The sequence below is a fragment of the Candidatus Phyllobacterium onerii genome (assembly GCF_028331445.1).
GTDB classification, from domain to species: Bacteria; Pseudomonadota; Alphaproteobacteria; order Rhizobiales; family Rhizobiaceae; genus Phyllobacterium; species Phyllobacterium onerii.
Map to the genome: position 1 here is coordinate 887,336 of NZ_JAQMHX010000001.1, position 22,684 is coordinate 910,019.

The 22,684-nt window shown below is 55.3% G+C and carries 22 protein-coding genes and 2 tRNA genes; 13 read left to right on the forward strand and 11 right to left on the reverse strand.

The window, feature by feature from the left end:
* Nucleotides 1–121: 121 nt before the first annotated feature.
* Entirely contained in the window at nucleotides 122–2,233 is a 2,112-nt protein-coding gene (locus PHA01_RS04245; RefSeq protein ID WP_271893559.1) for a molybdopterin oxidoreductase family protein, read from the forward strand.
* On the opposite strand, the gene purN is transcribed toward PHA01_RS04245, so the two are convergent.
* Both purN and purM read right to left on the reverse strand, forming a co-directional pair.
* Nucleotides 2,230–2,847, reverse strand: coding sequence for a phosphoribosylglycinamide formyltransferase (gene purN, locus PHA01_RS04250; RefSeq protein WP_271893561.1), 618 nt, complete (start codon nucleotides 2,845–2,847; stop codon nucleotides 2,230–2,232). The genes PHA01_RS04245 and purN overlap by 4 nt on opposite strands.
* Nucleotides 2,844–3,929 (reverse strand): phosphoribosylformylglycinamidine cyclo-ligase, encoded by a 1,086-nt coding sequence (gene purM / locus PHA01_RS04255; RefSeq protein ID WP_271893562.1) that lies wholly within the window; start codon nucleotides 3,927–3,929, stop codon nucleotides 2,844–2,846. Before purM ends, purN begins: the two co-directional genes overlap by 4 nt.
* A gap of 178 nt (nucleotides 3,930–4,107) precedes the next feature.
* Here purM and PHA01_RS04260 point away from each other — a divergent pair, with 178 nt between their 5' ends.
* The 3 genes from PHA01_RS04260 to hdaA are packed head-to-tail and all read left to right on the forward strand — an operon-like array spanning nucleotide 4,108 to nucleotide 6,551.
* Nucleotides 4,108–4,662, forward strand: coding sequence for a CDP-alcohol phosphatidyltransferase family protein (locus PHA01_RS04260; protein WP_271893565.1), 555 nt, complete (start codon nucleotides 4,108–4,110; stop codon nucleotides 4,660–4,662).
* Nucleotides 4,637–5,824 carry an AI-2E family transporter gene (locus PHA01_RS04265; RefSeq protein WP_334311994.1) on the forward strand — a complete coding sequence of 396 codons (1,188 nt, stop codon included), beginning with the start codon at nucleotides 4,637–4,639 and terminating at the stop codon, nucleotides 5,822–5,824. Before PHA01_RS04260 ends, PHA01_RS04265 begins: the two co-directional genes overlap by 26 nt.
* A 34-nt stretch (nucleotides 5,825–5,858) precedes the next feature.
* The gene (gene hdaA, locus PHA01_RS04270; protein ID WP_271893567.1) at nucleotides 5,859–6,551 is read left to right on the forward strand and encodes a DnaA regulatory inactivator HdaA; all 693 of its coding nucleotides are present in this window, start codon (nucleotides 5,859–5,861) and stop codon (nucleotides 6,549–6,551) included.
* A gap of 110 nt (nucleotides 6,552–6,661) precedes the next feature.
* On the opposite strand, the gene PHA01_RS04275 is transcribed toward hdaA, so the two are convergent.
* Together PHA01_RS04275 and PHA01_RS04280 are read right to left on the reverse strand one after the other, a co-directional pair.
* Nucleotides 6,662–7,045 carry a YciI family protein gene (locus PHA01_RS04275; protein WP_271893568.1) on the reverse strand — a complete coding sequence of 128 codons (384 nt, stop codon included), beginning with the start codon at nucleotides 7,043–7,045 and terminating at the stop codon, nucleotides 6,662–6,664.
* Between the two features lie 188 nt (nucleotides 7,046–7,233).
* Nucleotides 7,234–7,995 carry a potassium channel family protein gene (locus tag PHA01_RS04280; RefSeq protein ID WP_271893569.1) on the reverse strand — a complete coding sequence of 254 codons (762 nt, stop codon included), beginning with the start codon at nucleotides 7,993–7,995 and terminating at the stop codon, nucleotides 7,234–7,236.
* Nucleotides 7,996–8,223: 228 nt separating this feature from the next.
* Here PHA01_RS04280 and PHA01_RS04285 point away from each other — a divergent pair, with 228 nt between their 5' ends.
* The gene (locus PHA01_RS04285; RefSeq protein ID WP_271893571.1) at nucleotides 8,224–8,805 is read left to right on the forward strand and encodes an HdeD family acid-resistance protein; all 582 of its coding nucleotides are present in this window, start codon (nucleotides 8,224–8,226) and stop codon (nucleotides 8,803–8,805) included.
* A 153-nt stretch (nucleotides 8,806–8,958) separates the two neighbouring features.
* On the forward strand, nucleotides 8,959–9,960 hold the full coding sequence (locus PHA01_RS04290; RefSeq protein WP_271893572.1) for a diguanylate cyclase domain-containing protein: 1,002 nt from the start codon (nucleotides 8,959–8,961) through the stop codon (nucleotides 9,958–9,960).
* Between the two features lie 53 nt (nucleotides 9,961–10,013).
* Here PHA01_RS04290 and yghU read toward each other — a convergent pair whose 3' ends face one another.
* Complete coding sequence (gene yghU, locus PHA01_RS04295) at nucleotides 10,014–10,889, reverse strand: glutathione-dependent disulfide-bond oxidoreductase (RefSeq protein ID WP_271893573.1); 876 nt, start codon at nucleotides 10,887–10,889, stop codon at nucleotides 10,014–10,016.
* Nucleotides 10,890–11,197: 308 nt separating this feature from the next.
* On the opposite strand from yghU, the gene PHA01_RS04300 reads away from it, so the two are divergent.
* The 4 genes from PHA01_RS04300 (at nucleotide 11,198) to PHA01_RS04315 (ending at nucleotide 13,726) form a co-directional block, all read left to right on the forward strand.
* Nucleotides 11,198–11,274 (forward strand) — tRNA-Pro (locus PHA01_RS04300).
* Between the two features lie 76 nt (nucleotides 11,275–11,350).
* A complete protein-coding gene (locus tag PHA01_RS04305) occupies nucleotides 11,351–11,656 on the forward strand; it encodes an ETC complex I subunit (RefSeq protein WP_112527958.1) in 306 nt (101 codons plus the stop codon).
* A gap of 53 nt (nucleotides 11,657–11,709) precedes the next feature.
* Nucleotides 11,710–11,786: transfer RNA gene (locus PHA01_RS04310), tRNA-Arg, on the forward strand.
* Nucleotides 11,787–12,148: 362 nt separating this feature from the next.
* Nucleotides 12,149–13,726: an anti-phage dCTP deaminase gene (locus PHA01_RS04315; protein ID WP_271893574.1), complete on the forward strand. Its 1,578-nt coding sequence runs from the start codon at nucleotides 12,149–12,151 to the stop codon at nucleotides 13,724–13,726.
* Between the two features lie 28 nt (nucleotides 13,727–13,754).
* On the opposite strand, the gene PHA01_RS04320 is transcribed toward PHA01_RS04315, so the two are convergent.
* A complete protein-coding gene (locus tag PHA01_RS04320) occupies nucleotides 13,755–15,155 on the reverse strand; it encodes an FAD-dependent oxidoreductase (RefSeq protein ID WP_271893576.1) in 1,401 nt (466 codons plus the stop codon).
* 166 nt (nucleotides 15,156–15,321) lie between these two features.
* Between PHA01_RS04320 and PHA01_RS04325 the strand changes: the two genes are divergently transcribed.
* Nucleotides 15,322–16,218: a LysR family transcriptional regulator gene (locus PHA01_RS04325; RefSeq protein WP_271893577.1), complete on the forward strand. Its 897-nt coding sequence runs from the start codon at nucleotides 15,322–15,324 to the stop codon at nucleotides 16,216–16,218.
* 932 nt (nucleotides 16,219–17,150) lie between these two features.
* Here the strand turns inward: PHA01_RS04325 and PHA01_RS04330 are convergent.
* Together PHA01_RS04330 and PHA01_RS04335 are read right to left on the reverse strand one after the other, a co-directional pair.
* Nucleotides 17,151–17,360 carry a hypothetical protein gene (locus PHA01_RS04330; protein WP_271893579.1) on the reverse strand — a complete coding sequence of 70 codons (210 nt, stop codon included), beginning with the start codon at nucleotides 17,358–17,360 and terminating at the stop codon, nucleotides 17,151–17,153.
* 137 nt (nucleotides 17,361–17,497) lie between these two features.
* Nucleotides 17,498–17,737 carry a hypothetical protein gene (locus PHA01_RS04335; RefSeq protein ID WP_271893580.1) on the reverse strand — a complete coding sequence of 80 codons (240 nt, stop codon included), beginning with the start codon at nucleotides 17,735–17,737 and terminating at the stop codon, nucleotides 17,498–17,500.
* A 269-nt stretch (nucleotides 17,738–18,006) separates the two neighbouring features.
* Between PHA01_RS04335 and PHA01_RS04340 the strand changes: the two genes are divergently transcribed.
* Nucleotides 18,007–18,663: a phytochelatin synthase family protein gene (locus PHA01_RS04340; protein ID WP_271893581.1), complete on the forward strand. Its 657-nt coding sequence runs from the start codon at nucleotides 18,007–18,009 to the stop codon at nucleotides 18,661–18,663.
* A gap of 12 nt (nucleotides 18,664–18,675) precedes the next feature.
* Here the strand turns inward: PHA01_RS04340 and PHA01_RS04345 are convergent, their stop codons facing one another.
* Together PHA01_RS04345 and PHA01_RS04350 are read right to left on the reverse strand one after the other, a co-directional pair.
* The gene (locus PHA01_RS04345; protein ID WP_271893582.1) at nucleotides 18,676–19,185 is read right to left on the reverse strand and encodes a GNAT family N-acetyltransferase; all 510 of its coding nucleotides are present in this window, start codon (nucleotides 19,183–19,185) and stop codon (nucleotides 18,676–18,678) included.
* A gap of 87 nt (nucleotides 19,186–19,272) precedes the next feature.
* A complete protein-coding gene (locus PHA01_RS04350) occupies nucleotides 19,273–19,902 on the reverse strand; it encodes a LysE family translocator (RefSeq protein WP_271893584.1) in 630 nt (209 codons plus the stop codon).
* 177 nt (nucleotides 19,903–20,079) lie between these two features.
* Between PHA01_RS04350 and PHA01_RS04355 the strand changes: the two genes are divergently transcribed.
* Nucleotides 20,080–21,066, forward strand: a complete 987-nt coding sequence (locus PHA01_RS04355; RefSeq protein ID WP_271893585.1) for an MlaD family protein — start codon at nucleotides 20,080–20,082, stop codon at nucleotides 21,064–21,066.
* 1,052 nt (nucleotides 21,067–22,118) lie between these two features.
* On the opposite strand, the gene PHA01_RS04360 is transcribed toward PHA01_RS04355, so the two are convergent.
* Nucleotides 22,119–22,604 (reverse strand): hypothetical protein, encoded by a 486-nt coding sequence (locus tag PHA01_RS04360; RefSeq protein ID WP_271893586.1) that lies wholly within the window; start codon nucleotides 22,602–22,604, stop codon nucleotides 22,119–22,121.
* Nucleotides 22,605–22,684: the final 80 nt, after the last annotated feature.

Genomic DNA, 22,684 nt, shown 5'->3' on the forward strand with positions numbered 1-22,684 from the left:
TTTCCTCCGATTACAATACTAAAGTGACCGCTTAACTATCAGGCAGCGGCGCGCGCGTCAAGCTTGTCACCAAGACAAAAAGCAGCATTGTGACTGCCGGAATTTGCGCTAAGGATATCGCATGAACAAACCTGTCCTGCTTCGCACGGGCCATTCCGCCTGTCCCCATGATTGCCCTTCGACCTGCGCCCTTGACATCGAGGTGCTCGATACGGGCCATATCGGCCGTGTGCGCGGTGCCAAAGAGAACAGCTACACGGCTGGCGTCATCTGCGCCAAGGTTGCCCGCTATGCCGAGCGTATTCATCATCCTGAAAGGCTGCTGAAGCCCGTCATCCGTGCCGGTGCCAAGGGCGAGGGCGTCTGGAAGGAAGCGAGCTGGGACGCGGCGCTCGACCTGATCGCTGAACGATTTCTGAAAGCCGAAGCCGAGTATGGCTCCGAGAGCGTCTGGCCCTATTACTATGCCGGCACGATGGGTCTTGTGCAGCGCGATTCCATTCATCGGCTGCGCCACGCCAAGAAATATTCCAACCAGTTCGATAGTATCTGCACCAACCTGGCCTGGACCGGCTTTTTCGCCGGCACCGGCAAGCTCGGCGGTGTCGATCCGCGCGAAATGGCAAAGTCAGATTGTGTCGTGATCTGGGGCACCAATGCTGCGGCGACGCAGGTCAATGTCATGACCCATGCCGTCCGTGCTCGCAAGGATCGCGGCGCAAAGATCGTCGCCATCGACATCTATGAGACCGCCACCGTCCGGCAGGCGGATTTGGGGCTTGTCCTCAAACCCGGCACCGATGGGGCTTTCGCTTGCGCCGTCATGCATGTGCTGTTTCGCGATGGGCTTGCCGATTGGGACTATCTCAACGCCTATACCGACGATCCGAAGGGCCTCGAACAACACTTGAAGGACCGCACGCCGGAATGGGCCGCCGCGATCACCGGTCTCACCATCGCCGAGATCGAAGAGTTCGCCCGGCTCGTCGGCACCACCAAGAAGACATTTTTCCGTCTCGGCTATGGCTTTGCCCGCCAGCGCAACGGTGCGGTCAACATGCACGCGGCGCTGTCAATTCCGGCCGTAACCGGAGCCTGGAAATATGAGGGCGGCGGCGGCTTCCATTCGAATTCAGGTATTTTCCGCATGGACAAGCGGGAGATCGAAGGCCGTGCGTTTGCCGACCCGTCTGTCCGGCATATAGACCAGTGCAAAATCGGTCCGGCGCTCACCGGCGATTCGGCCGCGCTCTATGGCGGCCCGCCAGTCATGGCGATGCTGGTGCAGAACACAAATCCTGCCAATGTCGCGCCCGAACAGCGTCTGGTGAGGCAGGGTATGTTGCGGGAGGATCTGTTCATGGCCGTGCACGAGCAGTTCATGACCGACACGGCCAAACTCGCCGACGTCGTTCTCCCGGCCACCATGTTCATGGAGCATGACGACATCTATCGCGGCGGCGGCCAGCAGCACATCGTGCTCGGTCCGAAGCTGATCGATGGTCCAGGTGAAACACGCCCGAACCTCTTTGTCATCAATGAACTGGCGAAACGCCTCGGTGTTGGTGATTTCCCCGGCTTCGATCTCGACGCAAAAACACTCATCGACAACATGATGGCAGCAAGCAATCTGCCCGGCTTCGACGTCCTCAAGGAAACCCGCTGGCTCGACATCCAGCCGGATTTCGAAACGGCGCACTATGAAAAAGGGTTCAGCTGGCCGGACGGCAAGTTCCGTTTCAAGCCGGACTGGACCAACGGCCCGTCGCCCAACCGGCCGCCGCAATCGATGGGCCTGCAAGGCCCGTTCGAAACGTTGCCGCAATGGCCGGACTACTGGCAGGCAATCGAAATCGCCGATGAGAAGCACCCCTTCCGCTTGGCGACGTCTCCGGCGCATAATTTCCTGAACTCGACTTTCTCGGAAACACCGACGTCGGTGGTCAAGGAAAGGCGGCCGGAGCTGCTTATCCATCCGGAAGATGCGGCCGAACTCGGTATCGAAGACGGCGCGCGTGTGGAGATAGGTAATGATCGCGGCGAAGTCGTTGTGCATGCGCGCATTCAGGCCGTAACCAAGCGCGGCGTGGTAATCTCTGAAGGCATCTTTGCCAATTCGGCTTTCGAGCGAGGCGAGGGCATCAATGTCCTGACCGGCGCCGATGCTCCAGCACCCAATGGTGGCGCTGCCTTCCATGATAACAAGGTCTGGGTGCGGTTGGCAGTGAACTAGTCGGTAAAAACCGTCCGCCCGTCCTTCATCACGGCTTTGCCGCTTGCAACCAGCGCGAGCGCGCGCACATAGGTCGCATGCTCGACCGAAAGCACACGTTCAGCGAGCGTGTCGGTCGTATCGCCGCTTTCCACCGGCACGACGGTCTGGGCGATGATCGGTCCGTCGTCCATGCCAGCCGTCACGAAATGCACAGTGCAGCCATGCACGCGCATCCCGGCTTCGAGCACCTGCTCATGCGTATGTAGGCCTTTGAACAGCGGCAGCAGGGAAGGGTGGATATTGAGCATCTTTCCTTCCCACTCACTTACAAACTCCGGCGAGATAATTCTCATGTAACCCGCGAGGCAGACGATATCGGCCTTTGCTGTCTGCAGGGCTTCGGAAATAGCCTTTTCATGCTCGCGCTTCGAGGGAAAATCGCGATGGGGAACGGCAAAAGCCGGAATGCCTTGCGCCCGTGCTGTTTCCAGCCCGCCGGCATCTGTCTTGTTGGCGATAACTGCAACGATTTCCGCCGGATAGTCTGCGTTCTTTGCAGCTTCGATGAGCGCACTCATATTGGAGCCGCGCCCGGATATCAGGATGGCGACGCGTTTCCTCGGTGTGCTCACAGCGCCAGCGTGCCTTGATAGACGACCCCGGCATCGGTGCGTGCAACCATCGTGCCGAGACGCACAGCGTCTTCGCCTTGCGTTTTCAGTGCTTCGCGGACCGCATCGACATTGTCGGGCGCGACCACGGCAATCATGCCGATACCGCAATTGAACGTCCGCAGCATTTCATCGCGCTCGACGCCGCCGGTCTTTGCCAGCCACGAAAACACGGGCGGAACCTTGATGGCCGACAGGTCGATGCTCGCAGTCAGGCTCTTCGGCAACACGCGAGGAATATTGTCCGGGAACCCGCCACCGGTAATATGTGCCAGCGCCTTGATCGCATTGGTTTCGCGAATGGCGGCAAGCAGCGGCTTCACATAGATCCGCGTCGGCGTCAGCATCGCCTGTCCCAGCGTCGAACCGGCCTTGAAAGGCGCGTCGGCATCCCAGCCAAGGCCCGAAAGCTCGACGATGCGCCGTACCAGCGAAAATCCGTTGGAGTGAACACCGGAAGAGGCGAGGCCAAGAATGACATCGCCCTCGGCAATGTCACCGGACGGCAGCAACTGATTGCGCTCGGCTGCGCCCACGGCAAAGCCGGCAAGGTCATAATCGCCGTCGCGGTACATGCCGGGCATTTCCGCTGTTTCACCACCGATCAGCGCACAACCAGCCTGCAGGCAGCCTTCGGCAATCCCGCTCACGATCGCCGCGCCCTGATCGGGGTCGAGCTTGCCGGTGGCGAAATAGTCGAGGAAGAACAGCGGCTCGGCGCCCTGCACGACGAGATCATTGACGCACATGGCGACGAGATCGATGCCGACGGTGTCATGTACGCCCGCATCGATGGCGATCTTCAGTTTGGTGCCGACACCATCATTGGCTGCGACCAGCACGGGATCGGTGAAACCTGCGGCCTTCAGGTCGAAAAGTCCGCCAAAACCACCGATTTCGCCATCGGCACCCGGCCGGCGCGTCGAACGCACGATCGGCTTTATCTTTTCAACAAGCAGATTGCCGGCATCGATATCAACGCCCGCCTGCGCGTAGGTAAGGCCATTTTTGCCACCTTTGGCGGGCTCGTTCTTGGTATTCATGATCTGCTCCGGATTGTTGCCCGCGAAATGGCACGACTCTGGCGCTGCTGCAAGGTCTGAGTAACCCTCGCGTCAAGAAAAGGCCGTTTATGGACGGTTTGGTCGCCGTTTGGGGTTGAGGAACGCATTTACTCTCGCCATTTACCATTAAGATGCATGCCTGAGGAATCCGGACCAAGTGACAATTCCCAACTACATCACGATTTTCCGCTTCATTCTCGTTCCGTTCATCGTGATGGCCTTGCTGTCGGGATATGTCGGAGCCGCGCTGATAGGCTTCGTTATCGCCGGCGTCTCCGACGGCATCGATGGTTTCATTGCGCGGCGCTACAATCAAGGGTCAGAGCTCGGCGCCTATCTCGATCCCATCGCCGACAAACTCCTCCTCGTTTCGTTGTTCGTGGTGCTCGGTTTTGTGAAGGAGTTGCCAGTCTGGCTGGTCGTCATCGTCGTTTCACGCGATATCTTCATAATTGGCGCAGTGCTCCTCGGTGCGGTCATCGGCAAACCGTTGGAAATGCATCCGCTGCTGGTGTCCAAGGCGAATACGGCGTTTCAGATTGTCCTTGTCGCGGTCACACTGGCGGATATTGCATTTGATTTTTCACTCACCGGCAGTCGCATGGTATTAGTATGGATAGTTGCCCTCTTGACCGCAGCTTCCGCGACTGCCTATCTCATGACGTGGACGAAACACATGGCGGGATATGAGCAAGAGCATAAGCAAGACTAAAACGGATCCTGTTCCGGTCGAAATACCGGACAAGGACATTCATGTCGATGTCCAGGTCACCACGCTTGGCGCAAGCGTGCGTCGCCAAGCCGTATTCTGGACGGGCGCGATGCTTTTCCTGGCGTTTTTCCTTTACCTGTTCTCATCGATCCTCCTGCCTTTTGTCGCGGGACTAGTACTCGCGTATTTTCTTGATCCAGTCGCCGACCATCTGCAACGCCTCGGCTTGTCGCGTCTGCTGGCGACGATTGTCATCCTTGTCCTGTTTGTAGTCACCTTTGCGCTGCTGCTCATCATCCTGGTGCCTGTTCTCGCCTCGCAGATGAGTGATTTTATCGTGCGTTTGCCGAGTTATGTATCGCGCCTGCAGGAACTGATCGCCAATCGCGACTCGCAATGGTTGAAGGATTTCATAGGTGTCGATGCGTCGGTCATTCGCAGCAGCCTGGATTCGCTTCTCCAGCAGGGCGCTGGCTTCCTCACCACCTTGCTGCAGTCGATCTGGAGTTCCGGCAAAACCTTGATCGATGTCGTGGCACTATTCGTCGTCACGCCTGTCGTGGCATTTTACATGCTCCTCGACTGGGACCGCATGGTTACCGAGATCGACAAGCTCGTTCCTCGTGAACACGTCCATACTGTTCGCGTCATAGCGCGCGATATGAACAAAGCCATCGCCGGTTTCGTTCGCGGGCAGGGCACGGTGTGTCTCCTTCTCGGTATCATATATGCGGTCGGCCTCACGGTAACCGGGCTGAATTTCGGTCTGCTGATCGGTCTCTTTGCCGGTCTGATCAGCTTCATTCCCTATGTCGGCTCGCTGGTCGGTCTGCTTCTCGCACTTGGCGTAGCGCTGGTGCAGTTCTGGCCCGATTACATCAATGTCCTCTATGTCGCCATTGCGTTTGGCATAGGACAGTTCATCGAGGGCAATATTCTTCAGCCGAAGCTCGTCGGCTCGTCCGTGGGCCTCCATCCTGTCTGGCTGATGTTTGCGCTGTTTGCCTTCGGTTCGTTGCTTGGTTTCACCGGCATGCTCATCGCCGTGCCGACCGCCGCCGCCGTCGGCGTTCTCGTGCGCTTCGTCATCCATCGCTATCAGCAATCCCCGCTCTACACAGGCGACTATCGCAAAAACGATAAGACCAAAGAAATCAGATGACAGTGCAGCGTTGCTGGCTGTATTTCATCGCTCCATGACCGATGTAAGTACACCGCGCCAGCTGCCGCTCGATCTTGGCCACGAACCCGGCTATTCCCGTGACGATCTGATCGTGTCCGCATCCAACATGGCTGCTGTGGATATCGTCGATCGCTGGCCGGGCTGGATATCGCCCATCGTCGTGTTGGCCGGTCCGACAGGCTCGGGCAAAACCCATCTTGCCGCCGTTTGGAAAGCGGAATCCGATGCCATCATTCTCGATGCGCAGAGCATCGGTACCGCATCGGGTGAGAAGGGCCCATTCCTGATCGACGACATCGGCGCAGGCCCCATCGACGAATCCGGCCTTTTCCACCTGATCAACACTGTGCGCCAGAGCGGCTCCAGTCTGCTGATGACCTCGCGCAAATGGCCTGCCAACTGGCCTGTGACCTTGCCGGATCTCGCCTCGCGCCTGAAAGCGGCAACGACCGTAGAAATCGACGAGCCGGACGACATGCTGCTGTCGGGCGTTCTCTACAAGCTCTTCGCGGATCGGCAGGTTGCTGTTGATCCCAATGTCATCAACTTCCTCGTCAGCCATATCGAGCGTTCGCTCTCTACCGCCAATCGCATTGTCGAACGGCTGGACCGCGCTGCGCTCGAAAAGAAATCGAGGATCACCCGTGCTCTTGCGGCCAGCGTCGTCACCGCGAGCGATGAGGGGCAGGCGGCGTTTGAGCTCTAGAGCAAGTCCAGCAAAAGTGGGAACCGGTTTTGCGTCCGGAATTGCGTAAAAACAAAGAGTTGGAGCAATTCCGTGATTCGAGAAAAACGGAATTTCTCCAGAGCGCTTTATCAACTCTCCTGTTCAGGCAGCAGCGGCGCACCCGGGCGATAGAGCAGTATCGGCCGGATTTCATAAACGGCAGTCGGATTGGCACGGCGCAGGTCGCGAGCGGCTGCGACGGCGTCCTCAAGCGTCGGGCAATCCACAATGTAGAAGCCGAGCAACTGCTCTTTGGTCTCGGCAAAGGGGCCGTCGGTGATCACGCCGGCGTCCTTGCCACGTAGGGTCACGGCGCGCTGCGTTGGACCAAGCCGTGCCGCCGGGCCCAAAAGCTTTTCGCGGACGAGGCGCTGATTGACCTCGAGCAGTTCGGCCATCAGCGCCGCGTCCTCCTCTTTGGTCCATGATTCGACCACTTCCTCCTCGTGATAGGCCAAGATGGCATAGAACACGTTTTATCCCTCCCTTTGTATCGGTAAAACTTCACTAATCGGGCCTCAGAGTCCTTTTGGAAAGTCGCTGCGGCGAGACATATGGCGCGATTTTCGAGAACCGGAGCGCAGGGTACTTAAAGTACGTGAGCACCGGAAGCACAGAAAAACGAGTCAGATGGCCGCTGCAGTAGAGTTTCAAAACGGGCTCAGCCTTCGCCCTCGTTTTCGATATTCAGTATGGCCCCGCACGCTTTGCAATGCACTGCATCGGGATCGTGCCGGCTAAGGCCGCAAGTCGGACATAGGTAGCGAACTTTGTTTGGCCGGAAGAGCACTTGGGCAAGCCGCAAGAAAAGCGTCACACCAAAAATCATGATCGACACTGATATCAATCGGCCGCTCGTACCCTCGAGCGTGATGTCTCCAAAACCCGTTGTCGTAAGGGCAGTGACAGTAAAATACAACGCGTCGGCATAGTTGGCGATCTCCGCATTGGTCCGGTGCTGCGTCTCGTAGACAACACCCGTCATGATGAAGAGGAACACCAAAAGATTGAGAACGGCGATCAGCGCATCCTCGTATTCGCGAATAAATGGGAAGTCGACGCGCAATCGGGCGAGAACCTGATAGGTGTGAAGTAATCGGAGGGTCCGAAGAATTCTTAGAAATCCGAAACCTTCACCGGAAAGCGGGGCAAGAAAGGAGAAAACGGCGGCAAAATCCGCAAGCGTGGAGGGCCGGAAGATAGACCGCATCGTCATCTCGCCAATCGAAAAGCGGGCCATCAGGTCAAGCAGAATAATCAGACCAATACCCGTATCCGCCCATTCGACGACTTGGGTCCGCGGAAGAAAGGATGTGCCGATGACGAACAGGACGGTGGCAATATCGAAAGCCAACAACGCATACCGGAACCGGTGCGCCCTGTTGGTGTTTCCCTCATACAGCTCCGATATCAACCTGCTCACGGCAATCCTGTCATCGCGTTCAACCTGGTAAAACCATAAGGCAGAATTCGTTTGCAAATACCATCAAACGAAAATTTTGCGAACAGAAGAGATGGACATTGGTTCGAGGGCCCATCAGCCGTCAGGGGTGTTACCGTTACGTACTTGTTCATAGTGAACGCAGAATTCAGGATCGCTGGATACAGCTGTTTCGGCAGTAGGTGGGGCACTGGGGAAGTGGAGCAGATCATGTCGATGTCATTGGATTCGGCCGCGGAGGTTTTCCGTGCGGCCATGCGGGAAACGGTCAAGCGGTATTCGTTGTGGTACCTCATTCAAGGTGCGCTTCTCGTCGTAGCAGGCGTCCTGGCGATCATCTATCCCATTATGTCGTCGGTGGCGGTCATCATCATGTTGGGCTGGCTATTGATCATCAGTGGCGTTGCGCAGGGCATCAGCCTTGTGGGAGCGCGGCATGTGCCGCACTTTTGGCTGCAACTCATCTCCGTTATCCTTGCCTTGCTTATCGGCTTTCTCTTCCTGCGTGATCCAGCGCAGGGCCTGCTGACGGTCACGCTTCTCCTGATCGTGTTCTTCATGATCGAAGGCATCTCAAAGATCGTCTTTGCGCTAACGATCCGTCCATTTCCCTATTGGGGCTGGGTGCTGGCCAGCGGACTGATCGGTGTCCTGCTCTCTCTGGTGCTTTGGGCAAGCCTGCCGGTCACGGCGCTATGGCTCGTCGGATTGCTGCTCGGAATTGAACTGATCAGCGTTGGCGGTGCGCTTGCACGACTTGCCTGGCACGTGCGGCGAAGCCCGACGACTTGAGACGACTCAAGTTCCCGCCACTCTTTGGCGGGCTGGCGGACGAAGGTTCAGCATTCTCTCGTCGATTTTCTGCGAGACGAAGCCACTTGATAAAGTGTATTAACAACTTTCGCGCCACTATGCCCGCTCTCGCTCTAAGCAACAGAGTTTTATATGTCCGATGTCCCGCTGCTCGAGTCCGCCGTCATTGCCCGCTTGAAAGCGGAGTTACAGGCTAAAGAATCCAAAATCCGCGATCAGGCCACTGCACTGGAACACAGTCGCAAAATCTTCGCACGAGCGTCGGTCGCTGCCCGGATTGGTGTTTGGGAGTGCAGCCTTCCCGACGAGACATTGCATTGGACCGACGTGGTCTATGACATCTTTGACCTGCCGCGCGGGTCGAATCTCAATCGAAACCAGATCGTGGAATGCTATGCGGAGAACACTGCGAAAGAACTCCAGCGGCGCCGCAAAAGAGCAATTGAAGATCGCAGCGGCTTCGAGATGGATGCCGAAATCATAACGGTGCAGGGCAATCGCCGCTGGATACGAATTACTGCAACGGTTGAATCCGAAAATGACCTACCCGTCCGCATTTTTGGCATGAAACAGGACATCACCGAGCAAAAGATTTTGTTGGACCGCACACGATATCTGGCCGACTTCGACCTTTTGACTGGACTGGCCAATCGCAGCCAGTTCCAGATGAGACTTGCAGATTTGTGTAAAATTGATGCCGGTCAAAGTCCGCGCGGCGCATTGCTCCTCATCGATCTCGACGGTTTCAAGATTATCAACGATAGCCTGGGGCACCCCGTCGGCGATGAGTGCCTGAAAGAGGTCGCCAATCGCCTCCTTGCCTTATGTCACGAGACCGAGGTTGTGGCCCGAATTGGCGGCGATGAGTTCGCCATTTTGCTTGGATCCCAATTTGGTCAGGATGCGATTACAGACCTTGCTCGGCAGATTGTCGGTTCTGTGAGCAAACCTTTGGAGTTTTTCGGTCAGTCACCAAAGCTTGGAGCATCGGTGGGTATCGCGCTCATCGATGACTGTGTCCCGTCCGACGTCGTAAAGAATGCCGATACCGCCCTCTATGCTGCAAAAGCTGCAGGACGGAACACTTTTCAGGTTTTCGATCCGGCACGAACCCCCAACGAAAAAGCTGCATAAATTAGCTGGCAGCAAGCCATTACTGCCAGCAGAACGCTTCTCTAGCAGGCAAATCAGTCTTCGGCGGCCAATTTGTCCTGCGTCTTCGTCTCGAAGTCGCTCGCATCGTGACGCTCACGCAACTGGGTCGAAGGTTCACCAGATGTGCGATTGACCATCCGGCCACGCTTGACCGCCGGGCGTTCGTCGATCTGGTTCGCCCAACGCACCACGTTCTTGTATTCCTGCACCTGAAGGAACTCCGCGCCGTCATAGAGCCGGCCTTTGACCAGTCCGCCGTACCACGGCCAGATTGCAATATCGGCAATGGTGTATTCGCTGCCCCCCAAATATTCGCTTTCCGCGAGGCGGCGGTCGAGCACATCGAGCTGGCGTTTGGTTTCCATGGCAAATCGGTCGATTGCATATTCGATCTTGGTCGGCGCGTAGGCGTAGAAATGGCCGAACCCGCCTCCGAGATAAGGTGCGCTACCCATCTGCCAGAACAGCCATGACAGGCATTCGGCCCGCGCGGCCGCTTCCGTTGGGAGGAACGCACCGAATTTCTCGGCGAGATAAACGAGGATGGAACCGGACTCGAAGACCCGGATAGGTTTCGGACCACTGCGATCCACCAGAGCGGGTATTTTGGAGTTTGGGTTGATCGCGACAAAACCGCTACCGAACTGGTCACCGTCATTGATATTGATCAACCAGGCGTCATACTCCGCGCCCTGGTGGCCGAGCGCCAGAAGTTCCTCGAGCATGATCGTAACCTTCACACCATTCGGCGTACCCTGAGAATAGAGCTGGAGTGGATGGCGACCGATCGGCAGGTCTTTCTCATGTGTCGGCCCTGCTATCGGCCGGTTGATATTTGCGAAGCGACCGCCACTCTCTTTAGTCCAGGTCCAAACCTTCGGCGGCGTATAATCGTTGGAAGCACTCATTTGCAAACTCCGGGGATTCGATGGTGAATTGCGTTGACCATCGATCTAGCCTTATTGCTCGTGATGACTAGACGAAAAGGTCAACTTTTATGGTTCCTGACTTCACTTTTCTGTCAAGTTGCCAGCTGATGGGCCGAGAAGCCGATCGTTGACTATCGGCCAAACAAGTGAGGTTTGCAATTTATGTGGGACTTTTGGTGTCACATGTTGCCTTTGCAAACCATTCGTTCGGTTTTCTGCTTTTTTCGTGTTTTGAGCTATTGCGTTCTCAGGCCAATATCTCTAGGGACAGCAGCGTCAACAAAGGACGGAGCGTAGCGCAGCCTGGTAGCGCATCTGGTTTGGGACCAGAGGGTCGCAGGTTCGAATCCTGCCGCTCCGACCACTTTCCCAAGCAAATGCCGCTGGAACTGAATTGAAGCCTGTAATATATCGGGATTGCAGACAAGGGAATCTCTTCAATGGCAGCACGTATCTTCCGCCCGGCAAAAACCGCAATGCAATCCGGCAAGGCCAAGACCGATACCTGGACGCTTGAGTTCGAGCCGGAGCAGCCGCGCAAGATTGAACCGCTGATGGGGTATACCTCATCGCGCGACATGAAGAGCCAGATCCGCCTGACTTTCGAGACGAAAGAAGAGGCGATCGCCTATGCGCAGAAAAATGCCATTGACTATGTCGTGCTGGAGCCCAAGGAAACACGCCGGCGTATCGTGTCTTATTCGGAAAACTTCCGCTTCGACCGCAAGCAGCCTTGGACGCACTAAAATAGCGTTTTCGATTTTTCCCGGGAAGATCGCTTTCCGCGGGAACTCATATTGGTCCCGTAGCTCAGCTGGATAGAGCACCGGCCTTCTAAGCCGACGGTCACTGGTTCGAATCCAGTCGGGATCGCCATCTTTTCAATAAGTTAGCTGATAGCGCCACCGGAGTGCTCGAGTCCAGGGCTCTTTTATTGTTCACCGAATGATTCTTCAGGACAATAAAAACCCCGCCGGAGCGGGGCTGTACACTTTCGAAGGTAGAATATTATTCTTTACCCATAAAATACATACTCGAGTTCATGTTCTGCGAATCGCGAAAATCCTGCAACGCCTCTTCATACACGGACTTAGTTTTTACGGATAATGAACTAAGTTGTTCTAGAGTCATATTCCGATCTTGATCGGACTGGGGTGCTTTTTTCGCATGAGTCTGGTTCATCATTTTCCCTTTGTAGCTCTCTCCGAGAGACTCAGTGAGTTGGATGTCATTAACAAATGCAGCATGATAAGGCCATTAAAAGCACTACACGTCCAGAGTTAAATTATCCTGAAATTGTCTTAGGAATTGTATCTCCCATTGGCACTGATCTCTTGCCTGCCGTGAGTTCCATCACATCTCAATTCGAAGCTTTAGGATATGACGTCTACCATATTAAACTGTCAGCACTTTTTAATGTTATCGCCGATCTCATAGGATACAAGAAACTCCTATCTACCTCCAGATACGAGAAGGTGAACACCTATATCGACTTCGGTAACTTTTTGAGAGAGACCTACGGAAAAGGGATCCTTGGTTCCTTTTCAGTGATGAAAATTGCGGAAAAGAGAATCGAAAAGAGCGAGCAAACACCTCAGCGACGCAAGACAGACATCCGAGGCACACTTTACATCATTGATCAGCTGAAGACGGAGGCGGAACTCGATCTATTACGCGAAGTGTACGGTCCCCTATTCTTCCAGATTTCTGTTTATTCCGCGCGCGACATACGTGTCGACAACCTCTCCAAAATTATGGCTCATGACGATAAGAAGGCCGATCGAAACGCTTATCGTGAAAAAGCTGAGCAATTGGTTATGAGGGATGAGGATGAGCAGGACAAACCATTTGGTCAAAAAGTCGGCAAAATCTTCCAATCCGCGGATGTTGTGTTGAATGCGGGTAAGAATGACGCAACGGCAAACATCGACAGGCAGATAGATCGGTTCGTGCAGCTTCTATTCGGATACAATGGATATTCACCCACGCGTATGGAATATGGAATGTTTGTAGCCTATTCCGCAGCGCTTCGAAGTCTTGATTTGTCTCGGCAAGTGGGAGCAGCAATTTTTCGTGAGAGTGGAGAGATCGCGACTCTCGGGGCCAATGAGGTACCAAAGGCCCTGGGCGGAACATATTGGTGTAATGAGGTCTATGACGACAGAGAATACGTGCGCGGAAGCGACAGCAACGATAAACGTAAAGACGAGCTTCTCCACGAAGTTCTCGAAATTGCCTTAGGAAAGAATTTTAAACTTATACCTGAGATGCAAAAGTCACTCGATAACTCCCAATTTATGGACGCTCTTGAGTATGGGCGAATAGTTCATGCTGAAATGTGCGCTGTTACTGACGCTGCTCGCCTCGGCATAGGAATAGCTGGCGGAACAATATATTGCACGACATTTCCCTGCCATATGTGTTCCAAGCATATCGTCGCGAGCGGCTTGGCCCACGTCGTATTTCTCGAGCCGTATCCCAAAAGTCTTACTGCAGATATGCATTCAGATTCCGTCAAAATCGAAGGAACTACGCGAGGAATATATGAATCTTTTCCCTCTGTTAACTTTGCTCCGTTTTTCGGCATAACACCGCGACGTTACAGGGAACTATTCTCTAGAAAGAAGCGGAAGGATCGAGGCGATTTCGACCGATATAGAGACGGGTATCCCCGCCCTATCGTTTCATTTATGGCTCCTTGGTACATGCCACGCGAAATCGAAATAATTGACAGGACTGTAACCTTGTTAAGAGAAGCCGCCGAGTTGGACACTCCAAAGCCTGTCGTACCAGCTGCTGAGATTGTCAAACAGTAGTCTCTAGGCCGCTCGGCCTCATGATCTATTATCCCCCAGCGCGTGAAGAGATGCCGCCGAGGAGCGGTCCCAGTCCTTCGGCTATTGTCAGATGGGTAATGACCGCATCGCGCATCCGCATATATGGAAGTTCCGCCAACATCGCCATTTGAACCGCAGCCATTACCTCGCCCGCCTCGGAGCCGATCATGGTGAAGCCCAATATCCGGTCGTCCGCCGCACCGACCAGCACTTTCATGTAGCCCTCGGTTTCGTCCGTCGCTTCCGTCCGCAACACATTGCCCATCGGCATTTGAGCGACGCGGACCGGGATGTTTTTCCGCTCCGCTTCGCCTTCGCTTAAACCCACGCGGGCGAGGGGAGGGTCAGTGAACATGACGTAGGGCACCAGTCGTTCATCCGTTCTGCGGTTGCCGCCAGCCAAATTGTCCCTGACTATCCGGAAATCATCGACGGAAACGTGCGTGAATTGCGGGCTGCCGGCGCATTCGCCGATTGCCCAGACACCGGATGCTGTGGTCTCCAATCGCTCGTTGACGCGGATAAAGCCACGGGCATCGAGCTCGACGCCCGTCCGTTCAAGCCCGATATCGGCGGTATTCGGTATGCGCCCGGTAGCTACGAGCAGATCGCTGCCTGTGATCGTCCGCTCTCCGGAAGCCGTGCGAATGGTAACGCCGACTTCATCTCCTGAAAGGCCATGAACATTGACGGGTCGGGCGTCCAGCAGAATTTCAATTTCTTCCCCGGTCAGGATGCGCTGCATCTCGGTCGCAACGTCTGCGTCTTCCCGGCTCATAAGCTGTTTGCCCGGTTCGATGATGGTGACGCGGCTGCCGAAACGGCGATAGGCCTGCGCCATTTCGATACCGATATAACCGCCGCCCAGCACGATAAGATGGGCCGGCACGTAGTCGAGTTCCAGCGCTTCGATATGCGTAAGCGCGCGGGCTGTCTCAAGTCCGGGAATGTTCGGGATCGCTGCATGCGATCCGACATTGATAACGACCTCCCTGCCGGTCAGCAGCCGCGTTCCGCCATCGTTCAGTGTCACCTCGATCGTCTTGGACTCAACGAAACGCCCGCTGCCCATGATCAGCTCCGCACCGCTTTCCTTGTACGCCTTCAGGTGAAAGGCGATCTCCCGGTCGACCATGTCCTGCTTGCGGCCTCGCACCTTGGCCATGTCGATCTTGACGGGCCCCGTCTGCGTACCGAACCTGGCGGCGTTGCGGGCGAGGTGCGCAACCCTCGCGCTCCAGATCTCGTTCTTGCTGGGCAGACATGCGACTGCAGGGCATGAACCACCAACCCAACGGCGTTCCACGACGGCAATTTTTTGACCCGAGCGGGCGAGATGCCAGGCAAGCTGTTTTCCGCCCTGGCCGCTGCCTAGGATCACGGTGTCGAAATGTTCGGATTGGGACATGGTGGATCTCCTGAAATTTTATGCCGATTTGCTGATTACGCCGTGGGGCCGGGATCAAGAGTAGCGATGCTGCACGACTATGGTTTATTCCAAACAGGAATAAGCAATGCTAGATTTGCGCGGGACGGCATACAAAACGGTATCGTCCGCTCATAAGGGAATAGACATGAACCGACTGACGTCCATGGAAACATTCGTTCGTGTCGTCGATACCGGGTCTTTTTCGCTCGCCGCCCGACAGTTGCGCGTTGGCCAGCCTGCTGTTTCCAAAAACATCGCCCAGCTTGAAGATCGGCTGGGTGTGCGCCTGCTCCTGCGCTCAACTCACGGGCTGACGCCGACAGAAGCCGGACGGAGCTTCTATGAACACGCGAGGCGCTCTATCGAGGCGGCGGACGAAGCCGATATGGCGGCCCGCGGTGCAGGCGCCAATTTGTCGGGCCGCATCCGCATCTGTGCGGCGGTGACCTTTGCGCGGCTGCATGTGGTGCCGCGCCTTGGCGCTTTCCTGGCCGAGTATCCGTCCCTCGACGTCGACATCATCCTCGACGATCGGAACACCGATCTGATCGAGGGTGGCATAGACATAGCCTTGCGTATGGGACAGCTCACGGATTCGAGCCTGACCGTCAGGAAATTGGCCCAGTGCAAAAGATTGGTTCTTGGCGCGCCGTCTTATTTGGAAACCGCAGGTGAGCCGCTTGTGCCGGCAGACCTCGCCGAGCATCAAACGATCGTTTACGACCAGCGCGGCGGCGGAACGGCCTGGACGTTCCAGCAAAACGGCAGGCAGGCATCCGTCACAGTGGGCGGCCGAGTCCGCGTCAACGCCGCAGAAGGTATCCGGGAAGCCGTGCTTTCCGGACTTGGGCTCGCCATCGCATCCGAGTGGATGTTCTCGCCGGAGCTCGAATCCGGACGGGTAAGGCCTGTGCTTCAGGATTGGTCATTGCCCTTGCTTGACCTGTGGGCAGTATTTCCAACCGGGCGGCAGGCAAGCGCCAAGGCCCGGGCCTTTGTCGACTTCATCGAAAAACAGCTCGTGGAAGCTGCGGCGCCATAGGCGCTGGCGCGATGCCGCAACGACAGGTCTTTGGCTGGTCCAGACTGATGCAGAACGGCCATGCCTAGGCCGACATTTCACGCAGCTGCAGGGCTTAAAAAAAGAGGCTCGGCGGAGTACATTCTGGTCGCACACCTCAACGCCGAGCCTCATGCCACTTAGGGTGGATGGCACAAGAGAATTATGTAATGATTTCCAAAAGATAGCAATTAATCCGGGGCTCGGCAAATTTGATTATGACCAAAGACCTGAAGGATAAGAGACCTTCGACTATATCCGCCCTTCGGCCATTGCGCCTGGACTGGATTACGTCAGGCCGCAGGTCTGCAACTGCCAAAGCCCGACCCTCCGGAACGCAAATAACCGGAGGATCGAGCGTCAGTGGGTCTGCTGTGTGAAAAAGAAGCGGTACCCTCTTTAGCAGGCCTCGCCGGCCCGGGGGAGGTGCCGGCGCTCCCAAAAGTACTCTCAAAATGATCGTGGCAATATGGACCAAATGCCTGCGAATGCTCAGACTAAGGTCCGGTCTGCAAATTAGGTCTGACGCCGATCGGGAGCAGGTGAGGTCCGGCGCCTTCCTTGGGCTCGGATGATGGACGCCGGACACTCTGTCGACTTGGCGGTCGACTTGCCTACACAACGGATATTCAGCGATTGGTTCTACAGGAAAAGCGATGTGATTTGTTACTGCAGCGGATGGCCCTCAAATTGGGGCAGTGAGGCTCGGCCGTCGAAGTCTGCCACATACGCCCGAACCTCACCTGCAGGATCTGTGACCCCACGGCAAATTGTCTTCCCGCGGACAATACGTGTCAAGCTGGCGCAGCGGAGCGATCGTCAGCCTGTCCAAGTGACGTGGCGGTCGGGAACTCAAACACGCCTGCTAGACCGCCGTGCTACCAGCCTGAGAGATAATCGATCAGGCGATGAAGTTATTTGATCGCCAATTTGGTGTTGGTTTCGACGCCCTGTGCCGCCAACTGCTCATGAGCGCTCGGCTTGAAGCGGGCTTCAATATCCAGATAAGTCGAGTAGCCGACGCCGACCAGCAACATGACAGCTACGCCATAGTCGCAGACCTTGACCAGGAACGACCGCGTGCGTCTTTCTTCAAAATCATAATAGTCTCGGTTTCTTCTCATGGCCCCACCCAGTCTTTTTCTTATTGTTGGGTAAGGATTCTACTCCTGAGGATAGTCCCGAGCAATTCACCAGCGGCTAATCAGTTGGAATGACGATCCTGCTGACCAAGAGCTATAAGGAGAGTTTCATGCTGCAATCAATGATACGTGGCTCGGCGATCCAAGGTGATTTCACGATGGGCCGCAATCGTAGCGATTATCTCAAAGTCGCGGACGCCCGCATCGAACAGTTTCATGATGTGGCGTGCCAGGCGATCCGCATTTTTGTAGGACATCGGCGGCTCGCCGAGAAGGTCGCAAGCCCTGATGTGGGCGTCCTCCAAAATGCACCAATCGTCTTCGTCATAGGTGAGTTTTTCAAAGAGATGTAGAGACATGATGGCTCCTCCTACCATCATTGGCGGGAGCACTTATATGTCTCTCAATCGCTGGTGTGCCGTTGACAGACCCAGCGACCGGGACATTAAAAAACGCACTTCAACCGGCGTCAATAGTATGTCTTCCGGTAGACAATAGCGCAAGATCGGCCGTGTTGCTTGCTATTACTACTGTTCAAACGGCCGAAACGCTGGTGCTGCACGCATAATTTGCTGCGTCGGGCACCATGCGGTAACCTTCATCCTTACTCAATCTGCGAGTGCCGGTGATGAAACGTGGCCTCATTTTCGGTTTAGCCCTGTGCGCCGGTCTGCTGGGCGGCGGCGCTGTTTTTGTTGCCGGCCAATCCAGTGTTTCACCCAAGGCAATAGAGGCATCGGTCATCCGTACACCGGAACTTCTAGAGCGGGCATGGCGCCTTCCGGTCGCCGCTGCATTCAATTCAGACGTGACCTGGCAGTCCAATGGTTCCCGCTGTGGCCCGGCAAGCATCGCAAACGCTTTCCGCTCCATTGGCGAGGAGGAAACCACGGAGGCGCAGGTCCTCGAAGGTACGGGCAAATGCTGGACCGGCTTTTGCATCATCGGGCTCACCCTGGACGAGATCGCCGAAGTCGCGCGTGCCCATACTGAGCGAAAAGTCTCGGTCATTCGCGACCTGACCGTCGAGCAATTTCACGAGCATATGAAACACGCCAACGATCCAGACCGACGCTATATTATCAACTTCAACCGGGAAGAGATTTTCGGCGGCGGCAGCGGTCATCATTCGCCCATCGGTGGATATCTGGAGGCGGAGGACGCAGTTTTTGTTCTCGACGTGAACGAAAATTACAAGCCTTGGCTGGTCAAGAGAGAACGTTTGTTCAAAGCGATGGATACGTTCGATGGCGACAAGAAGCGTGGCTTGCTGTTGATAGAATGAACAAAACTTGCTCTATGCCCATTCAACCCACAGCGTTTCGCGTTTCGACATGTCGAGAACCGTTGCGTGACGGTCGAGTATCGCCCGCAGACAAGGACCGATCCGCTCTTCCGGCATGGGTTCAAAACCATATTTACGAAACCACGGGCCGTTCCAGCGCGGTGCCCGGAAGGTCGTCAGCATAACGCCGGATAGTTTCGACTCCCTGGCCCTGGATTTGGCCATATCGAGAAATGCTGCGCCCACACCGCTTCCGGAGAAATCGGCAGCGACCATGATGCTGGCGATGTACATCAAGCCGTCGAGCGGCTGCATAAGGACATAGCCGACGCATTTTCCATCGATTTCGGCGACGACTGTTTCACCACTCAGAAAACGTTCTGCTGCGATAGACGGAGCGTCCACCACCATCTCAAGACCGTCCCATCCCGCATAACGCAAGCGCGCGGATTTCTCGATCGATCGTAACGTTTCGATCTCTTCAAAGCGGAATGGGCGCAGGTTGAGGTCGTGATGGTCCATTGTTGAATTTCCCGACGCGAAGAATCAAAGGAATCATAGGACGGGTTCATGACAGCTGCGCGTCGGGTAATTATTCTGGTGTAAGTTCTATGCGTTCGCCCGTCGATAGAATGCGAGCGAACCAGCAAGGGCAAGCAATGCGCCGCCGCAGATCCTGTCGAGCCAGAGCACACCGGATTTCTTCAACAGGCGCACTGCACGCGAACCCAGAACGGCGTAACCGAACATGACGGCGAAATCGATCAGCGCGAAGGTCACCGCTAGTGCCAGGTACTGCGGAAACTGCGGCAATTCCGGCGCGACGAACTGCGGAAGAAACGCCGAGAAAAACAGATATCCCTTCGGATTTGTCACGGCGACGAAGAAACTCTTCAGAAATATCGCTCGCGATGACGAGCCTGCGCTGCCTCCCGTGTGCAAGACATCGAGCGTTCCCTTGGACCGCAACAGCATGATGCCGAGGAAGGTGAGGTATCCGACGCCGATCCACTTGACCACGGCGAACCAGAATTCCGACGCAGCGAGGAGGGCGCCGAGCCCCAGCGCCACCGCGCCAATGAGGACGAAGTCCGACAGCACTGCGCCAGCCATACCGAGACAGGCGGTCCTGATACCGAAACGCGAGCCGTTTGTCAGCGCCAGCAGCACCGTTGGCCCTGGTGTTGCAATGCCGATGAATGACACCAATGCAAATGCCAAAATCGTCAAGTTCGTCATGACCCGCTCCCGATCAAGTGCTGTTTGCCAGTCCACTGGCGTCAAACATCATTCTCTCTTTTCAGTTGTCAACTCAAGGCGCTGGTCTCGGATTATTGGTTCGCCATTGATTTGCCGTCCCTTGAGGCGGTAATGAATGGATCACTCATACAATCGCGGAGTCGCCTCAAAGAATCGATGGAAACCAAGGCCAACTATCTTCTCGTTACGGTTTTCAGCCTTGTGGTCTGCGCGCTCGCGTTTGGTTTCTTTTACTGGGTCGGTCGTTATGGCGATACGCGGGAAACGTCGACGCTGGAAATCAGGGTTCCAGGTTCCGTCACGGGTCTGGCCGCGAACAGCCCGGTATTCTTCAACGGCCTGAAGGTCGGTGAGGTGAAGCGTCTCTTTATCGATTCGACCAATCCGGACGCCGTTATCGTTCAGACCGCGATCGACTCGACCACGCCCATCACGCGCTCGACGGTGGCAACGCTGGCCTTCGAAATACTGGCCGGACAGGCGCGCATCGAATTGACGGGGGGCAAAGCCTATGAGCCCAAGCTTCTGGAAGAAGCAGAAAAGGAAGATACCATTGCCCGTATGGACGTCGATCCATCGTCGCTGAAGACGCTGGTGCAGACTGCGCAGGACTGGATCGACCGCGTCGACAAGGCGACGACCGCCACCGAAGAATATGTCGCGAAAACGCGTGGGCCGCTACTCGCAAGCATTCAACAGGCCAAGGAATTCACCGACGGTCTTGCCGGCAAAACCGAAATGATAAACGAGTATGGCCAAAAGGCTCGCAGCGTCGGAGAACTCATGAATGATGCGCGCGATGTCATCTCGCGGGTCAACAAATCCTCTGTGCGCGTCGATGAAACACTGGCCAAGGTCGACAAGCAGCTTTCGGACGACAAGGACAGCGTGGCCAGCGAAATACGCTCCAAGCTTCAATCCTACCAGCAGCAAGCCAAGAACTTGAATACCCAGCTCGTCGCCGTCCTCAACAATCTCGGCAATTTGACTGGTCAACCGCTAAAAAATGCGCAGCGCTTCATCTCGAATAGCCGGCGCACGGTCGAAGGCATTGATCGCAGCGTTTCCGAAATTGCGGAGGATCCGCACAAATATTTCTTCGGGCCCACCCGTACTGCCCCCGAATACGAAGCACCGCGATAGGAATTTTAGGAAAAATACATTCCAACAGCATAGCTGCCGACGGCCAGGAGAACCATGATCATCGCTGGCGGCCAGTACAGATAGAACTTCATTCCATTGTCGGCTGCGTACCCGTTTTCATCATTCGATGGGGCATATGTCATTGCAGGGGACTTCGCCCTCTTATTGAAGCTCGTTAACGACACAAGAATTCACCTTCCGAACTGACGGCCTAAATACAAGACAATTGGTATGATGATCAAAAAGATTATGAGATAGCCCCAGATGGACGTCATGTAGGGCGCATAATCCTCCTTTTCTTTTTTTTCATCCTCTTCCATTGGTGCCTCCCACATCTGCCAATGAAAACAGTGATTAAGAGGACTTCGAGCCGCGATAAACTACGGCTTTGGTCGCATCAGGCCATAGCGGCGGTGCGAAAACAACTTAGTAATAATGGCTATATAATTAGCTCGAAAGCACTTCATAGGATCAATCCCCATCGATGAGCCTCGATAATGATGCGGCGAGTCCGCCGTGCAGGCAAGCCCTATGAACTGATGCGTCCTTCAGTAGACAAAAGTAACAAGGTAAATACAGAAAGATCGCTGCAGCCCGGCCACGGCGATCTTCATGTCAATTCTGCCGTGACTTTCGTCGCGGATTATTTCGTGTGCTGCTTAAAACGCCGATGCGCAAAACCGCCTTTGGCTCGTCTCAAAATATCCGAAAGCCTGTTGGGGCTGGTAGGCTTGTTTGGCATTTCTTCGCGGACTTTTTGTAGAATCTGCGGTGTAGCGCAGCAGGCATTGTGGGGGGTATGAAGCGTCACGTCTCCCATTTGTCACTCCCTTAGAAGAACAATTGACCTAGCGGGCTTATCCGAAAGGCTGAAAGCAAACTATTCGCTTAAGCTAATAGGTGTACGCTTAGTTTCGCGGTTATTCAACTGGATTTGCAGCGCCGGGTGATCGTGTCTGCGTTTGCAGATCATCAACATGCTGTGAAATAAGCGACGTTCCTTGAAAAGGGCGCCGCTTGCATCTGATTCGCGGTTCTGAAGGCTTCAGCTCTTAGGCGAAAATCGGGTGAAACCTTCGCAGCGAAAGAAAGCCCGCGATTACGAACAACACCAGCAAAATTCCCTGCGCAATCGCGAACGGAGGTTCTGACCCTGTCGGAGCAAGTGCATTGAGTGCCGGTATCTTCTGGAAGGACTGTGCAATGAGAACAAAGCAATTCAGATAGAGCGACACAATTGCGCTGACCACATAAATCCAGCGCCAGGAACCGGCCAGGCGATAGACATAGAGCGCAACGATCGCCGCGATGAGGAAGATCATAGATATGATACCCACCCCTATGGCCGGCGTGAAGCCGCTATAGGGAAAAAGGAAGCCGGTTACGCTGGTGGCTACTGTCGTTATCAGGAAGATCAACGTCCAGCTCTCCTTCCTGTCGGAGCCAATAAGACCCGCCAGGACAATCAGCCCTGAAACAATACCGATCAGGCTTAGAATCACATGAAAAAGTGTAAACGGCGTCATACCGAAGATCATGTCCGTGCCCCCAAGTTGCGACCCATCCAATCTGTTGAATCCGGATGTGGCAACACGAAACAATGTTTGCAGTCGGTTGT

Bases quoted from the DNA above. Each gene is read 5' to 3' on its own strand.
- PHA01_RS04245 (WP_271893559.1), top strand. From the start codon at position 122: ATGAACAAACCTGTCCTGCTTCGCACGGGCCATTCCGCCTGTCCCCAT.
- purM (WP_271893562.1), bottom strand. From the start codon at position 3,929: ATGAATACCAAGAACGAGCCCGCCAAAGGTGGCAAAAATGGCCTTACC.
- PHA01_RS04265 (WP_334311994.1), top strand. From the start codon at position 4,637: ATGAGCAAGAGCATAAGCAAGACTAAAACGGATCCTGTTCCGGTCGAA.
- hdaA (WP_271893567.1), top strand. From the start codon at position 5,859: ATGACCGATGTAAGTACACCGCGCCAGCTGCCGCTCGATCTTGGCCAC.
- PHA01_RS04285 (WP_271893571.1), top strand. From the start codon at position 8,224: ATGTCGATGTCATTGGATTCGGCCGCGGAGGTTTTCCGTGCGGCCATG.
- PHA01_RS04290 (WP_271893572.1), top strand. From the start codon at position 8,959: ATGTCCGATGTCCCGCTGCTCGAGTCCGCCGTCATTGCCCGCTTGAAA.
- yghU (WP_271893573.1), bottom strand. From the start codon at position 10,889: ATGAGTGCTTCCAACGATTATACGCCGCCGAAGGTTTGGACCTGGACT.
- PHA01_RS04305 (WP_112527958.1), top strand. From the start codon at position 11,351: ATGGCAGCACGTATCTTCCGCCCGGCAAAAACCGCAATGCAATCCGGC.
- PHA01_RS04315 (WP_271893574.1), top strand. From the start codon at position 12,149: ATGCAGCATGATAAGGCCATTAAAAGCACTACACGTCCAGAGTTAAAT.
- PHA01_RS04320 (WP_271893576.1), bottom strand. From the start codon at position 15,155: ATGTCCCAATCCGAACATTTCGACACCGTGATCCTAGGCAGCGGCCAG.
- PHA01_RS04325 (WP_271893577.1), top strand. From the start codon at position 15,322: ATGAACCGACTGACGTCCATGGAAACATTCGTTCGTGTCGTCGATACC.
- PHA01_RS04330 (WP_271893579.1), bottom strand. From the start codon at position 17,360: ATGAGAAGAAACCGAGACTATTATGATTTTGAAGAAAGACGCACGCGG.
- PHA01_RS04335 (WP_271893580.1), bottom strand. From the start codon at position 17,737: ATGTCTCTACATCTCTTTGAAAAACTCACCTATGACGAAGACGATTGG.
- PHA01_RS04340 (WP_271893581.1), top strand. From the start codon at position 18,007: ATGAAACGTGGCCTCATTTTCGGTTTAGCCCTGTGCGCCGGTCTGCTG.
- PHA01_RS04345 (WP_271893582.1), bottom strand. From the start codon at position 19,185: ATGGACCATCACGACCTCAACCTGCGCCCATTCCGCTTTGAAGAGATC.
- PHA01_RS04350 (WP_271893584.1), bottom strand. From the start codon at position 19,902: ATGACGAACTTGACGATTTTGGCATTTGCATTGGTGTCATTCATCGGC.
- PHA01_RS04355 (WP_271893585.1), top strand. From the start codon at position 20,080: ATGGAAACCAAGGCCAACTATCTTCTCGTTACGGTTTTCAGCCTTGTG.
- PHA01_RS04360 (WP_271893586.1), bottom strand. From the start codon at position 22,604: ATGATCTTCGGTATGACGCCGTTTACACTTTTTCATGTGATTCTAAGC.